General features: G+C 64.1%; 13 protein-coding genes and 1 pseudogene. 7 read left to right on the top strand and 7 right to left on the bottom strand.

All coding sequences use genetic code 11. The annotated features are described in order from the left end of the window. Positions 1-68: 68 nt before the first annotated feature. Together P6U29_RS21035 and P6U29_RS21030 are read left to right on the top strand one after the other, a co-directional pair. Positions 69-1499: a caspase family protein gene (locus P6U29_RS21035; protein ID WP_407112076.1), complete on the top strand. Its 1431-nt coding sequence runs from the start codon at positions 69-71 to the stop codon at positions 1497-1499. A 176-nt stretch (positions 1500-1675) separates the two neighbouring features. After that, positions 1676-2841: pseudogene (locus tag P6U29_RS21030) on the top strand (IS110 family transposase). A gap of 567 nt (positions 2842-3408) precedes the next feature. Here P6U29_RS21030 and P6U29_RS21025 read toward each other — a convergent pair. Together P6U29_RS21025 and cysK are read right to left on the bottom strand one after the other, a co-directional pair. After that, a complete protein-coding gene (locus P6U29_RS21025; protein WP_407112075.1) occupies positions 3409-3648 on the bottom strand; it encodes a BrnA antitoxin family protein in 240 nt (79 codons plus the stop codon). Positions 3649-3651: 3 nt separating this feature from the next. Beyond that, positions 3652-4629: a cysteine synthase A gene (cysK, locus tag P6U29_RS21020; protein ID WP_407112074.1), complete on the bottom strand. Its 978-nt coding sequence runs from the start codon at positions 4627-4629 to the stop codon at positions 3652-3654. Between the two features lie 222 nt (positions 4630-4851). On the opposite strand from cysK, the gene P6U29_RS21015 reads away from it, so the two are divergent. Further along, the gene (locus P6U29_RS21015) at positions 4852-5070 is read left to right on the top strand and encodes a hypothetical protein (protein ID WP_407112073.1); all 219 of its coding nucleotides are present in this window, start codon (positions 4852-4854) and stop codon (positions 5068-5070) included. Between the two features lies 1 nt (position 5071). Here the strand turns inward: P6U29_RS21015 and tgt are convergent, their stop codons facing one another. After that, positions 5072-6217, bottom strand: coding sequence for a tRNA guanosine(34) transglycosylase Tgt (tgt, locus tag P6U29_RS21010; RefSeq protein ID WP_407112071.1), 1146 nt, complete (start codon positions 6215-6217; stop codon positions 5072-5074). 189 nt (positions 6218-6406) lie between these two features. Here tgt and P6U29_RS21005 point away from each other — a divergent pair, with 189 nt between their 5' ends. The 4 genes from P6U29_RS21005 to P6U29_RS20990 all read left to right on the top strand — a co-directional run bounded on the left by P6U29_RS21005 (position 6407) and on the right by P6U29_RS20990 (position 10618). Beyond that, positions 6407-7615 (top strand): patatin-like phospholipase family protein, encoded by a 1209-nt coding sequence (locus tag P6U29_RS21005; RefSeq protein ID WP_407112070.1) that lies wholly within the window; start codon positions 6407-6409, stop codon positions 7613-7615. A gap of 134 nt (positions 7616-7749) precedes the next feature. After that, complete coding sequence (locus P6U29_RS21000) at positions 7750-8496, top strand: TetR/AcrR family transcriptional regulator (RefSeq protein ID WP_407112068.1); 747 nt, start codon at positions 7750-7752, stop codon at positions 8494-8496. 249 nt (positions 8497-8745) lie between these two features. Beyond that, positions 8746-9348 carry a PepSY domain-containing protein gene (locus P6U29_RS20995; RefSeq protein ID WP_407112067.1) on the top strand — a complete coding sequence of 201 codons (603 nt, stop codon included), beginning with the start codon at positions 8746-8748 and terminating at the stop codon, positions 9346-9348. 232 nt (positions 9349-9580) lie between these two features. Continuing rightward, positions 9581-10618 carry an aspartate-semialdehyde dehydrogenase gene (locus tag P6U29_RS20990; protein ID WP_407112066.1) on the top strand — a complete coding sequence of 346 codons (1038 nt, stop codon included), beginning with the start codon at positions 9581-9583 and terminating at the stop codon, positions 10616-10618. A gap of 100 nt (positions 10619-10718) precedes the next feature. Here P6U29_RS20990 and queA read toward each other — a convergent pair whose 3' ends face one another. The 4 genes from queA to P6U29_RS20970 all read right to left on the bottom strand — a co-directional run bounded on the left by queA (position 10719) and on the right by P6U29_RS20970 (position 13350). After that, positions 10719-11792, bottom strand: coding sequence for a tRNA preQ1(34) S-adenosylmethionine ribosyltransferase-isomerase QueA (gene queA / locus P6U29_RS20985; protein WP_407112065.1), 1074 nt, complete (start codon positions 11790-11792; stop codon positions 10719-10721). Between the two features lie 114 nt (positions 11793-11906). Next, complete coding sequence (locus P6U29_RS20980) at positions 11907-12371, bottom strand: peptidylprolyl isomerase (protein WP_122403170.1); 465 nt, start codon at positions 12369-12371, stop codon at positions 11907-11909. Continuing rightward, positions 12368-12778 carry a hypothetical protein gene (locus P6U29_RS20975; RefSeq protein ID WP_407112064.1) on the bottom strand — a complete coding sequence of 137 codons (411 nt, stop codon included), beginning with the start codon at positions 12776-12778 and terminating at the stop codon, positions 12368-12370. Before P6U29_RS20975 ends, P6U29_RS20980 begins: the two co-directional genes overlap by 4 nt. Positions 12779-12786: 8 nt before the next feature. Further along, positions 12787-13350: a peptidylprolyl isomerase gene (locus P6U29_RS20970; protein ID WP_025036418.1), complete on the bottom strand. Its 564-nt coding sequence runs from the start codon at positions 13348-13350 to the stop codon at positions 12787-12789. Positions 13351-13379: the final 29 nt, after the last annotated feature.

Here is a 13379-nt window from a genome sequence, read left to right as displayed (position 1 = left end):
GTCGGGCACTTCGTGTAGGTTCGTTGCCAATTTGTTGCTGCCTGCAATTCGATTCTGGGGATTTCAGAATGCGCTATCTCACCCTCCTCGCTTCGCTGATGTGCATGGCGCTGTCGATCAGTGCCGCCAAAGCTGACCGCCGCGTCGCCTTCGTCGTCGGCAACGGCTCGTACAAGAACGTCGCGCAATTGCCGAACCCGCCGATCGACGCCAAAGCGATGGCGGCGACGCTGCGCAATGTCGGCTTTGAGGTGATCGAAGGCTCCAACCTCAGCCGCGACCAGATGACGGAGAAGCTGCTCGATTTCGGCCGCAAGGCGCAGGGCTCCGACATCGCGCTGTTCTATTATGCCGGCCACGGCATCGCCGTCAGCGGCACCAACTATCTCCTACCCGTCGACGCCGACATCAAATCGGAGATGGACGTCAAGCTGGGGGCCGCCATCAACATCGACCTGACGCTCGAGCAGACCATGGGCGATGCCAAGGTCAAGCTCGTCTTCCTCGATGCCTGCCGCGACAATCCGTTCGCCGCCAAGATCAAGTCGAACTCGGCGACCCGCAGCGTCAACGTCCAGAGCGGTCTCGCCGAGATGAAGTCCGGTGAAGGCACGCTGATCGCGTTCGCGACCGGCCCGGGCCAGACCGCGCTCGACGGTCAGGAGGGCAACAACAGCCCGTTCACCCGTGCACTGATCGACAACATCACCAAGCCCGGTGTCGAGATCCAGCAGGCGATGACGTCGGTGCGCGCCCAGGTCAATGAAGAGACCCGCAAGAGCCAGCTGCCCTGGGGCCACACCAACCTGACCGGCTCCGTCTATCTCAATCAGGCCCCCACGACCCAGGTGGCCAATGCGGCCCCGACCGCTTCCGGCGTCGTGCCGGCGGCGACCGGGAGTTCGGACGGTGTCGAGCTCGAATATTGGCGCTCGGTGAAGGAGTCCAACAAGCCGGAGGAGCTCAACGCCTATCTCTCCGCCTATCCGAACGGTCAGTTCAAGGCGCTGGCGCTGGCACGCCTCGCGGCGATCAAGAGCGGCCCCTCGACAGCGACCCGTACGCTCAACGCAGGCGTCGATCCTGCGACCTTCACCGACGAGGCCACCCAGCTCACCGAGGACCAGATCGGCCTCGACAAAACCCAGCGCCGCGACGTGCAGCGCCGCCTGACCGGCCTCGGCTTCGACGTCAAGCAGACCGGCGTGTTCGGCGAGGAGACCCGCACGGTGCTCAAGCGCTGGCAGGCCGCGCGTGGCTATCCTTCTTCAGGCTATCTCAACAAGTACCAGCATAGGGCCCTGCTCTCGGAGGTCATCGCTGCCCCGCCCGTTGCGAGCGACAACAGCCAGAAGGCGGCCCGGCGCGCCAGCGCCCCGCCTCCCAGCAGTGCGCCGGCACCGGCCCCTCAACGCAGCAGCAGCCCCGGCGATGCGGCCGGAGCGGCCTTCGTCGGCGGAGTCGTCGGCGGTATGATGGGCGGCATGTTCCGCCGCTGAGACGAAGCCAAATTGAAAACACGAACGCCCGGCTCGCGCCGGGCTTCTTCTTTGATGCGGTGGTGCCGCAGCATACTCCCGTCATTGCGAGCGGAGCGAAGATTCCATGGGGAGTGGATAGCGACCGGGTCTGAGGCCAGACTGAGGTTGCTGAAGCACTCAACCTGGAGACAACGATGTTGCTCGATCATCTTTCCGACGGACTGGCCGCTATCCGGACGCAGATTGGCGCAATTTTTGTGTCATTGGAACTGAGCCGTTCGACCTGGCTGGTTACATCGCTGTCGCCCGGCAAGGGCGAGAAGATGTCCAAACACAGCGTGAAGGCCGGCGCTATTGCGGAGCTTTTGAAGCTCTTTGCAGCGCTGAAGCGTAAGGCACAGGCGCGAACGGGCGAGAGTTATCCGATCATCACCATCCAGGAGGCGGGGCTGGATGGGTTCTGGCTTCACCGCACTCTGCAGTCGGAGGGCGTCGAGAGCTACGTGGTCGATCCGGCCTCGATCGCGACGCCGCGCCGGCGCCGGCGGGCCAAGACGGACCGGTTGGACGGCGAGACGCTGTTGCGGTCGCTTCTGGCCTACAAGCGCGGCGAGCCACGGGTCTGCGCGATGGTCGTTGCCCCCTCTCCGGAAGAAGAGGACCGCCGCAGGCTTTGCCGGGAGCGGCGGACCTTGATCGCGGAGCGGATCGTGCATGTGAACCGGATCAAGGGTGTTCTGTTTGCGCAAGGGATATTCGACTACGTGCCGCTGCGGCGCGATCGACGGACGCGGCTTGAGGCCTTGCGCACGGGGACGGGCGGCTGCTGCCGGCGCATTTGAAGGCGCAGATCAGCCGCGAGCTCGACCGGCTCGAACTTCTGCTTGACCAGATCGCGGCGGTAGAGCGCGAGCAGGATGCATTGCTGGCTGCAAGCCGACCAGCAGGCGAGAAGGCTGCATCGAACCCGGTCGCGATGCTGCTCGACTTGAAGGGCCTGGGCCCGAACTTTGCTGCCATTCTCTGGTCGGAGGCCTTCCACCGTCAGTTCACCAACCGCCGCCAGGTTGCGTCCTATGCCGGTCTTGCGGCCACGCCATGGCGCAGTGGCGGCATTGAGCGTGAGCAGGGCGTGTCGAAGGCCGGCAATCCGCGCCTGAGAACCACGATGATCCAGCTCGCCTGGCTGTGGATACGTCATCAGCCTCAATCGGCTCTGACCCAGTGGTTCAAGGCCAACAGCCAGCGCGGCCGCAAGCGCACAATCGTGGCGCTGGCGCGCAAGCTGCTCGTGGCCCTGTGGAAATACGTGACCGCCGGCGTCGTGATCGAGGGAGCCGTGGTGAAGCCCGGCGCCTGACACCACGCCTCTCAGCCTCAAAACCAATCCGCCGAGGTTGATCAGCCTCGGCCGATCCGGGTGGACGAACCGATGGATTGCATGGCTTCAAACGCCGTAACGAAGAAGGGTCTCGTCCTCTCGAGCCTGCCCGCCGCAAGCGGAATGTTGGTGCAGTCGCCACCGCGCAACGACCGAATGTGAGTTTGATCTGGCATGCAAACCAGATTGCCAAAACCGGCTCGACCCTTGGATCGCCAACCATAGGAGTAGTTCACGCCGCACTTCCCGACCTAACGAGCCTGAAGGCGTGCTCGCTCAGGTCAAGACCAAGCCGCTTCGCGGCGGCCCTCACGGGCCGGTCTTGACCTGATCTGCGCGCGCCATCCGAAAAGTTCCGCGGTCGGGACGAAGAGCTGGCCTGCAATCGAACAAAGAGCTGATCATAAATCTTGACACATCAAATCCCCATGTGAGCAATCCAGAATCCCTCTGCGGTGGCAGCCTGGATTGCTTCGCTTCGCTCGCAATGACGAGGTTGGAAGACAGATGCGAACACAGGAACGTCCCAGTCTGAGGACCGATCCCTTACTTCCCCGCCGCTTTCCGCAGCGCCTCGTTGATACGGTCCTGCCAACCGGGACCGCCCTCCTGGAAGAACTCCAGCACGTCCTGGTCAATGCGTAGCGTGACGTGCTCCTTGATGCCGGGAACGGCGTTCTGCTTGGGCGGCGCCGCGGCGACCTTCGCCGTCACCTTCTTGAACGCCGCCTCGGCTTCCGTTCTGGCATCGCCAAGCGTACGCGGCCGCCTCGGTTGATCCGCCATGTCCTAGATTCCCTCGAATAGAGCCGTCGAAAGATACCGCTCGGAGAAGGACGGCACGATCGCCAGGATGGTCTTTCCCGCAGCTTCAGGGCGCCTCCCGATCTGCAGCGCGGCCGCGATCGCCGCGCCCGAGGAGATGCCGCCCGGAATGCCCTCATGCCGCGCCAGCGCACGCGTAGTCTCGATCGCCGTCGTCGAGTTGATCCTCACGATTTCGTCGATCACCGAGCGATCGAGGATGTCGGGGACGAAGCCGGCGCCGATGCCCTGGATCTTGTGCGGAGTATGCTGTCCCCCCGACAGCACCGGGCTCTCCTCCGGCTCGACCGCCACCACGCGCAGCGAGGTCTTGCGCGGCTTGAGCACCTGGCCGACGCCGGTGATCGTGCCGCCGGTGCCGACGCCGGCCACAAAGAAATCGATGTTGCCGCCGGTGTCGTTCCAGATCTCCTCAGCGGTGGTGCGGCGGTGCACCTCGGGATTGGCGAGGTTCTTGAACTGCTGCGGCATTACCGAGTTCGGCGTCGTCTTCAACAGCTCCTCGGCGGCCGCTATCGCGCCCTTCATGCCTTGCGCCGCTGGCGTTAGCACCAGCTCGGCGCCGAGAAAAGCCAGCATCTTGCGTCGCTCGATCGACATCGATTCCGGCATCACCAGCTTCAGCCGGTAGCCGCGCGAAGCCGCCACGAAGGCGAGCGCAATGCCGGTATTGCCTGAGGTCGGCTCGATCAGCACAGTGTCGGGCTTGACGATGCCCGCCTTCTCCATGGCGATGATCATGGCCGCGCCGATGCGATCCTTCACGCTTGCCGCAGGATTGAAATATTCAAGTTTTGCCAAAATGGTCGCGTTCACGTCGCGCATGCCGGGCAGTCGCTGCAAGCGCACGATGGGCGTATTGCCGAAGGCATCGACGATCGAGTCATAGATCCGGCCGCGGCCGGGTTGGTGCGCTGCACCCGTGGTGGACGATGCGTCCATGATGAACTCCCTGTGGCGCCGATCTGCACTTCTGTCCGACCATCTGGCAGTTACAGACAGCTTGCGACGACACGCAAGCGACAATGCGGCACATGTTAAATACGCTGCATCGCAAAATCACGTGAGCAGCAAAAGATCAGAAAACCAACGCATTTGTGTTGCGACCTCGTCAACTGATTCTGCTTATGTTAGACTTACGTCTGAAAGCAGGGAGGTCACACGATGTCAGCAGTTGCTGAAGTGTTGTCGACCGTCGCGACCAGCCGCGATCCGCGTTGCAGCGAATTGCCCACCTGCCCTGTCTGCGCCGACTCCATGGTCGCCGCCGAAGCATCCGCATACGTGTCGGACCACGTGATCAGCTATCTCTGGACCTGCGATAATTGCGGCTACGGTTTCGTGACCAAGCACGCCATAAAGCATCGCTTCACTTGCAACTGATCTAGCGCGGGGCGATGTCGCCCCTCGCCCAGTCCTCGCGCGTGCGCTGATAGAACTCGTCGAACTTTCCGTCTGCGATCGCGTCCCTGATGCCCTGCATCAGAGACTGGTAGTAAGCGATATTGATTTCGGACAGCAGCATCGCCCCCAAAGTCTCGCCCGCCTTGACGAGATGGTGCAGATAGGCGCGCGCGCAGTTGCGCGTCGACGGCCATGAGCTCTCTTCATCGAGCGGGCGTGGATCGTCGGCGTGGCGCGCATTGCGCAAATTCACCTGACCGAAGCGCGTGAAGGCCACGCCATGCCGACCATTGCGGGTCGGCATTACGCAGTCGAACATGTCGATGCCGCGCTTCACTGCTTCGAGGATGTCATCGGGCGTGCCGACGCCCATGAGGTAGCGCGGCCGCTCTTTCGGCAGCAGTGGCGCGGTCTCATCGATCATCGCCAGCATCACCGCCTGCGGCTCGCCGACGGCAAGACCGCCGATCGCATAGCCGTGGAAGCCGATCGCGACCAGGCCTCCAGCACTCGCGTGGCGAAGCTGCGGCACGTCACCGCCCTGCACGATGCCGAACAGCATGTAGCCGGCGGGCGCGCTCTCGAAAGCGCGCTTGCTGCGCTCCGCCCAGCGCAGTGACAATTGCATCGCCCGTTCGATGTCGGCGCGCTCAGCCGGCAGCCGCACGCATTCGTCCATCTGCATGGCGATGTCGGAGCCGAGCAAACGCTGCACCTCGATCGAGCGCTCCGGCGACAGCTCGACCTTGGCACCGTCAATATGCGAGCGGAACGTGACGGCGTTCTCGCTGACTTTGCGCAGATCCGACAGCGACATCACCTGGAAGCCGCCGGAATCCGTCAGCATCGGTCCGTTCCACCCGGTGAACCGCTGCAGGCCACCGAGAGCCGCGATCCGCTCGGCGCTCGGACGCAGCATCAGGTGGTAGGTGTTGCCGAGCACGATGTCGGCGCCGGCATCGCGCACCTCGCGCCAGTGCATGCCCTTCATGGCACCGGCGGTGCCGACCGGCATGAAAGCCGGCGTCCGCACCACCCCATGCGGCGTGGTCAGCCGCCCGGTGCGCGCGGCCCCATCGGTGGCGAGCAATTCAAAGTGATTGGGTACGTCATTGTCGGGATTCATGGCGGTGCTTATTGCGTGTCGGAGGGGGCCGATCAACCCGCTAGACCGCGCTCCAGCCGGTTTGTGCTTCAGACTGGGACACCAAGCAGCGCGAGGGTGCTGCTCGTCCCCTTGCCAAACAAAACGATACAGTATAGTTTTATCCGGGGGCTGGACGAGATGCCGCGGCGACTTTGCCGGCGGCGGTAGATGCGTGATCGCCAGCCACCGACAATGCCCTATCCTTCATGTTCGACCGACGCATCCGTCTCCTCGCGTGACCGGATCAGGCAGACGGGTGTCGGCCTGATCGAATTGCTGGTCCTGATGTGCAGCCTGGCGCTCGGCGCCTGCACCTCGCTGCCCCGCACGCCCTACACGGCCGCTGAAGCCAGCGTCTCGCGCGTGCTGGATATCGACGGCCTCCGGCGCTACGCCGACGAGCCCGTCACGAAATTCAGCTTCGAGAAGGACACCAGCACCGCGACGAAAACCTATCTGGCGCTCTCCGGTGGCGGCGCCGATGGGGCCTATGGCGTTGGCGTTCTCAACGGCTGGACCGCGGCCAGAACCCGCCCCACCTTCTCGGTCGTCTCGGGCGTCAGCACCGGCGGCCTGATCGCGCCCTTTGCGTTCCTGGGCCCGCAATATGACGACACGCTGAAGGAGGTCTACACCAGCGGTATCGCGGAGAGCCTCCTGAACGATCCTAGCATCATGCGCGTGCTGTTCGGATCCGGCCTGTTCGGCAACACGAGGCTGCGCGAGCTCGTCGCACGCTATGTCGGTCCGGAAATCATGGCGCAGGTCGCGCGCGAGCACGCGAAAGGCCGCAAGCTGTTGGTGGTGACGACCGATCTCGACACCCAGCGGACCGCGATCTGGGACATGGGCAAGATCGCCGCGGTTGGAACGCCAGAGGCCCTAAAACTGTTTCGCGACGTGATGGCGGCTTCCGCCAGCATTCCCCTGGTATTTCCGCCGATCATGATCGATGCCGAAGGCCAGGGCCACCGGTTTCAGGAGATGCATGTCGACGGCGGCGTGACGGCGCCGGTGCTCACCTTGCCGGAAGCCCTGTTGTTCCAGAGCGGCCGCCTGCCCGGCAATGCGAAGATGGATATCTACATCCTCGTCAACAAGAAGATCGAACGCAACTTCGAGCTCGTCTCCAACGGCACCATCGACGTTGCCTCACGGAGTCTGTCGGCGATCACCCAATCGCAGACGCGCTCGATCATCTTTTCGACTTACGATTTCGCCAAGCGCAACCGACTGGGCTTCCATCTCTCCTACATCGCGCGCGATTACCCCGCCCCACCCTCGGAAGGGTTCGATACCGCCTATATGCGGGCGCTGTATCAGTACGGATACGAGAAGGCCGCATCCGGGCAGGCCTGGACCTCGACGCTTCCGTAAGCCGGCACGAAGGAACGAGGTCGGATCGAGACGGTTGAGGATACGGCCAATTCGGCCAGATTCGCGATGACGCCTCGGTTGCTGCGCGTTATAGAGCAAAGACGACTATCAGAAACGCGCAGGAATCATTGGGCATGGGATTGACTGCGACCAGGACAAGACCGGCAGCGCCTCGGCGCGAGGTGCCGAAATCGCGCGGCGGCCGGCCGACGAAGTCAGCTGCGATCGAGCGCGATCAGCGGCTGATCGAGGTCGCCACCCGCCTGTTCCTGGATCGCGGCTTCGATGCGACCTCGCTCGACGCGGTCGCGGAAGCGGCACGGGTGAGCAAGCCCACAGTCTATTCCCGCTATGGCGACAAGCGCGGGCTGTTTGCGGCCGTGCTGAGGCGCGAGATCGCGCGCTGGCTTGCGCCGCTCTCGGCGGCGGCGGAGACGCAGCTCTCCAGCGCCTCGAACATCTCGGTCGAGCAGCGGCTGGTCGAGATCGGGCGCGAGATGCTGACCTTCACCTGCGGTCCCGACGCCGTCGCCTTCAGCCGCATGATGACGTCGCAGGCCATCAACTTCCCCGACGTCGCCAAGCTCGGCAAGGAGGAAGGCTGGCTCAAGGCCGTCGCCACCACCGCGCGCTTCTTCGACCATCTGGTGGCGCAAGGTGCGCTCGATGTCGAAGACACCACCATTGCAGCCGAGGTCTTCCTCGACGTCGTCGTCGGTCACACCCACCGCATGGCGACGTTCGGAACGGCGCTGGAGCTGAAGACCGCCGAAAAGCGCATGCGCGCGGCAATCAAGCTGTTCCTGGCCGGCGCGCTGGGGCCCGCCGATCGCGTCCAGGACGCCGCCAAAGTCGCGCCGCGGCGCCGCTCCTCCCGCTGACAATTCCGTGAGCTCGTGAACTTTCCCCAAGAGGGGCAGCGCGCGTCGTTGACCAAAATAAAACGATACGGTATGGTTTAGTTATAAGTCGGTACGGGTCGCTTTTTCACCAGCCCCAAAGAGGTCCGGACCGCTTCGATCGTCACGGCGGGTACACCCGCCGTGACGCTCCGCGGCCGGCCGATGCCCAAGGCCGGCCGCGAATTCTTTACGATCATCCGGCACACTCGCTGGCCGAGGGTTTCGAGCATGACGACAGCCAAACGATGGACCTCGCAACTGCTTGCGATCGCCTTGCCTGCGCTGCTCATCACCGCGCCGGCACAGGCAATCGTGACTGCGGGCACTCCGACCGCGCTTCACAGCGAGACAGATGGTGATGCTGAAGCGGACCGCCAGGCGGTCAGCCGCGAAATCGAACGATTCCGCAGCTCGTCGATCACGATCAGCCAGGCCATGGCGATCGCGGAAGCCCGCCATGCCGGCGCCACGACGGCGGATGTGAGTTTCGACGGCGCCTCGGGCGTGCCGGTCTACCGGGTCAAGACCCTGCACAACGACCGCATCTGGCGCCACACGATCAATGCTTCGACCGGCGAGCTGGTCGGCGGCGAAGCCGCCCTCCCCCTCACTGAGCTCGACCACGAGGACCGCAGCAACCTCGCTGCGCTCGGTGCCATCAGACACCGCCTCGCCGATGCCGTACGCGTCGCCGAGCGCGCAGCCTCGGGAAAGGCCATCAGCGGCGGGTTGGTCCGCGAACGCGGCCGGCTCAATTTTGCGATCGTCGTGATCAGCGGCGACGACCTCAAGGAGGTCATTTTGGAGCCGCCGGGCGCACGGGCCAAGTAGCGACAGGCCCGCTCCCCGGCATCGACCGGGGCGAAAAGCCATTGACGGCCGCAAGACTCTCCCGCATAAGTCGCCGCCATGTTCACGACTACCAAACGCACGACCAAAACCACCACGGCCCCAGGGGCCCGGGGAGGCGTGCGCACGTAGGTCGTCGACTTAAACGCATCAGCTTGACCGAAGCCCCGCCCTCGATGGTCCGGGGCTTTTTTGTTGTCTGGATTTCAATGCAATGGAGGACAAAGTGAGTAACGATCCCGTCGTCGCGATTGTCGGCGTCACCGGTGCGGTGGGCGCCGAATTCATCGCCACCATGGACAACCGCGGCTTTCGCGTCGGCAAGCTCAAGGCGTTGGCAAGCGCCCGCTCGGCCGGAAAGACGGTCTCGTTCCGCGGCCAGGATATCGTGATCGAGGAACTGACCGAGCGGTCTTTCGAAGGTGTCGATATCGCCCTGTTCTCTGCCGGCGGCGGCATCTCCAGGAAGTATGCGCCGATCGCGGTCAAATCGGGCGCGGTCGTGGTCGACAACTCCTCCGCCTTCCGCATGGACCCGAACGTGCCGCTGGTGATTCCCGAGATCAATGCCAGCCGCATCCGCGACCACAAGGGCATCATTGCCAACCCGAACTGCGCCGCGATCACCGCGCTGGTGCCGCTGTGGCCGATCCACCAGAAGAACCGGATCAAGCGCGTCATCATCTCGACCTATCAGGCCGCCTCCGGCGCCGGCGCCGCCGCGATGGAGGAGCTCGTCGAATCCACCCGCGCCAATCTCAACGGGCAGGTCTATACGCCCAAGGTGATGCCGCACCCCTACGCCTTCAACCTCTTCAACCACAACACCGCCGTCGATCCTGACACCGGCTACAACGACGAAGAGACCAAGGTCATCAAGGAGACCCGCAAGATCTTCGAGGACGAGAGCATTGCAGTCGGCGTCACCTGCGTGCGCGTGCCGGTGCTGCGCGCCCATTGCGAGGCCATCACCTTCGAGTGCGAGAAGCCGATCACCGAGGACCAGGTCCGCGCCATCATGGCGCAGGCCCCGGGCGTGAAGGTCGTCGACGACCGTGTGAAGAACTACTTCCCGATGCCGATCGATGCCTCGGGCCAGGACGACGTGCTGGTCGGCCGCATCCGCAAGGACCTCAGCGATCCTTCAGGGCATTCGATCTCGATGTTCGTAGCGGCGGACCAGCTGCTCAAGGGCGCGGCGCTGAATGCGGTGCAGATCGCGGAGCTGTTGCCGCAGCGGGTGATGGCGTAACAGAAGGTCTCGTAGGGTGGGCAAAGGCGCGCAAGCGCCGTGCCCACCGCTCCTATCGAGCACTCAAGAAAGATGGTGGGCACGCTTCGCTTTGCCCACCCTACGCCATTGCCCGGAACAGCAAACACGCGTCCCCATACGAATAGAACCGGTATCCTCTGGCTATCGCATGCGCATACGCCTGCTGCATCGTCTCGAGCCCCGAAAACGCCGACACCAGCATGAACAGTGTCGACTTCGGCAGGTGAAAATTGGTCATCAGAACATCGACGGCGCGGAAGCGATAACCCGGCGTGATGAAGATCGAGGTCTCGGCCGCGAACGGCTGGATCGTGCCGTCTTCGCGCGCCGCGCTTTCGATCAGCCGCAATGACGTGGTGCCGACCGCGACGATCCGCCCGCCATTTTTCCGCGCGGTGTTGAGCCGCCCCGCGACCTCGGCCGAGATCGTGCCCCACTCGGCGTGCATCTTGTGGCCCTCGGTGTCGTCAACCTTGACCGGCAGGAAGGTCCCTGCCCCGACATGCAGCGTCACGCGGTTGATCCCGACGTCGCGCGCGCGCAGTACCTGCTCCAGCGCGGGCGTGAAATGCAGGCCTGCGGTGGGAGCCGCGACCGCACCTTCGTTCGCCGCAAACATGGTCTGGTAGTCCGCAAAGTCCTGATCGTCGGGCGTGCGCTTGGAGGCGATGTAGGGCGGCAGCGGCGGGCTGCCGAGATCGGCGATGGCCTGGTCGAGCGTCGGGCCGTGGAACGAGAACGACAACGTCACCTCACCTTCGGTCCCCTTGGCCTCGACTTCGGCGTCGAGATGGCCAAGCAGGCAGACCTTGCCCTCATTGCCGAAGCGGATGCGGTCGCCGGCTGTGAGCTTCTTCGCCGGCTTCACCAGCGCCTGCCAGCGTGAGCCGTCGAGACGCTTGATCAGCGTCGCCTCGATCTTCGGCTCGGTCTCGCGCCCGATGCGGCGGCCCTTCAGCTGCGCCGCGATCACCTTGGTGTCGTTGACGACGAGCTGGTCGCCGGGCTTCAGCCATTGCGGCAGGTCGGAAACGACCTGGTCGCGCAGCGCTCCGTTCTCCACGACCAGCATCTTCGCGGAGTCGCGCGGACTCGCCGGACGCAACGCGATGCGCTCGGCGGGCAGGTCGAAATCGAAGAGATCGGTGCGCATGTCTCACTAGCACCGTCATTCCGGACGCCGCGCCTTGAGCGCGGCGATCCGGAATCCCGAGATTGTGGCGCGAGATTCCGGGTTCGCGCCAAGGCGCGCTCGGAATGACGATGACTATTCCTTGTCCGCGGCCATCCGCGCCTTGACGATCTTGTCCGGATTCATCACGGGCTCGCCGCGCTTGATCTTGTCGACGTTCTCCATGCCCTCGGTGACCTTGCCCCAGACCGTGTACTGGTTGTCGAGGAAGCGGGCGTCGTCGAAGCAGATGAAGAACTGGCTGTCGCCGGAATCGGGATTGGCGGCGCGGGCCATGGAGGCGGTGCCGCGAACATGCGGCTCCTTGTTGAACTCGGCCTTCAGCTTCTTGCCGGAGCCGCCGGTGCCGGTACCGTGCGGGCAGCCGGTCTGCGCCATGAAGCCCTCGATCACGCGGTGGAACACGATGCCGTCATAGAAGCCCTCGCGCACGAGCTCCTTGATGCGCGCGACGTGGTTCGGCGCGAGGTCGGGGCGCATCTCGATGGTGACGGGACCCTGCGTGGTCTCGAGGATCAGGGTGTTTTCGGTGACGCTCATGCTCGTCTCTCTTGTGTTGGAGGTGAAGTCTTCGGCTTACGGAACTGGATCGCGAATGGACGTCCCGCCGCGGCGCCGGCCATTGCGTCGGTAAATGGCACCGGCGTGCAGCGTTGCAACGCCTCCATCACCGCGATCCGGTATTGCAGCCGGTCGTTGTCGGAGGCCTCCGCGGATTCATAGGTAACCCTCGGATGGCCCAGAATGTTTCCGGCCCGGTTAAAGCTCACGACGACGGTGATGTCGAGGGGGCGCGCCTTGGCCGGCGACGGCGGTCTCCAGCAGGTACGCAAGTGCCGGAAGATGTCCTGGATGGTGTTGACCTGCGCGTCCTCTGCGGCCGCACGGGCGACGCCGAGCAGCAGCATCGCGGCAACCAGCAGGAGCTTGCCACCGCGGCGCGCCATGGCCGCTCCTACTTGATGTCGGAGGCGACCTGCACCTTCACCATCTTGTCGGGATCGGTGACGGAGCCGCCGGGCGAGCCGGGGGGCGCCTTCTTAAGCTTGTCGACGACGTCCATGCCCTGCACGACCTCGCCGATCACCGTGTACTGGCCGTCGAGGCTGCCGCCGTCGGCGAACATGATGAAGAACTGCGAGTTGGCGCTGTCGACGCTGTCGCCGCGCCGGGCCATGCCGACGATGCCGCGGGCAAAATGCACCTTGGAGAATTCCTGCTTCAGGTTTGGATATTTCGAGCCGCCGGTCCCGTTGCCGTTCTGGCCGTCGCCCGTTTGCGCCATGAAGCCATCCATGACGCGGTGGAACGGCACGTTGTTGTAGAAGCCCTCGCGCGCGAGCTGCTTGATGCGCTCGGCGTGCTGCGGCGCGATATCGGTCCTGAGCTTGATGACGATGCGGCCCTTGGTGCTATCGATGACGATGGCATTGGCCTTGTCGAGGTTTGCCGGCAATTGCTGCGCCACCGCCGGCACCGCGAACAGAAGCGCGGCAAGAACTGCGAGAATTCGGATCATGACAACTCCGGTCAGGATGAGAAAGGAAG

The organism is Bradyrhizobium sp. LMG 9283 (assembly GCF_045571415.1).
Lineage (GTDB): Bacteria > Pseudomonadota > Alphaproteobacteria > Rhizobiales > Xanthobacteraceae > Bradyrhizobium.
The sequence above is the reverse complement of the archived record's forward strand: the minus strand, read 5'-3'. Positions and strand labels throughout refer to the sequence as shown.

What these genes read in the sequence shown, in the direction of transcription:
- P6U29_RS21035 (WP_407112076.1), top strand. Translation starts at nt 69, where the DNA reads ATGCGCTATCTCACCCTCCTCGCTTCGCTGATGTGCATGGCGCTGTCG.
- P6U29_RS21025 (WP_407112075.1), bottom strand. Translation starts at nt 3,648, where the DNA reads ATGGCGGATCAACCGAGGCGGCCGCGTACGCTTGGCGATGCCAGAACG.
- cysK (WP_407112074.1), bottom strand. Translation starts at nt 4,629, where the DNA reads ATGGACGCATCGTCCACCACGGGTGCAGCGCACCAACCCGGCCGCGGC.
- P6U29_RS21015 (WP_407112073.1), top strand. Translation starts at nt 4,852, where the DNA reads ATGTCAGCAGTTGCTGAAGTGTTGTCGACCGTCGCGACCAGCCGCGAT.
- tgt (WP_407112071.1), bottom strand. Translation starts at nt 6,217, where the DNA reads ATGAATCCCGACAATGACGTACCCAATCACTTTGAATTGCTCGCCACC.
- P6U29_RS21005 (WP_407112070.1), top strand. Translation starts at nt 6,407, where the DNA reads ATGCGTGATCGCCAGCCACCGACAATGCCCTATCCTTCATGTTCGACC.
- P6U29_RS21000 (WP_407112068.1), top strand. Translation starts at nt 7,750, where the DNA reads ATGGGATTGACTGCGACCAGGACAAGACCGGCAGCGCCTCGGCGCGAG.
- P6U29_RS20995 (WP_407112067.1), top strand. Translation starts at nt 8,746, where the DNA reads ATGACGACAGCCAAACGATGGACCTCGCAACTGCTTGCGATCGCCTTG.
- P6U29_RS20990 (WP_407112066.1), top strand. Translation starts at nt 9,581, where the DNA reads ATGGAGGACAAAGTGAGTAACGATCCCGTCGTCGCGATTGTCGGCGTC.
- queA (WP_407112065.1), bottom strand. Translation starts at nt 11,792, where the DNA reads ATGCGCACCGATCTCTTCGATTTCGACCTGCCCGCCGAGCGCATCGCG.
- P6U29_RS20980 (WP_122403170.1), bottom strand. Translation starts at nt 12,371, where the DNA reads ATGAGCGTCACCGAAAACACCCTGATCCTCGAGACCACGCAGGGTCCC.
- P6U29_RS20975 (WP_407112064.1), bottom strand. Translation starts at nt 12,778, where the DNA reads ATGGCGCGCCGCGGTGGCAAGCTCCTGCTGGTTGCCGCGATGCTGCTG.
- P6U29_RS20970 (WP_025036418.1), bottom strand. Translation starts at nt 13,350, where the DNA reads ATGATCCGAATTCTCGCAGTTCTTGCCGCGCTTCTGTTCGCGGTGCCG.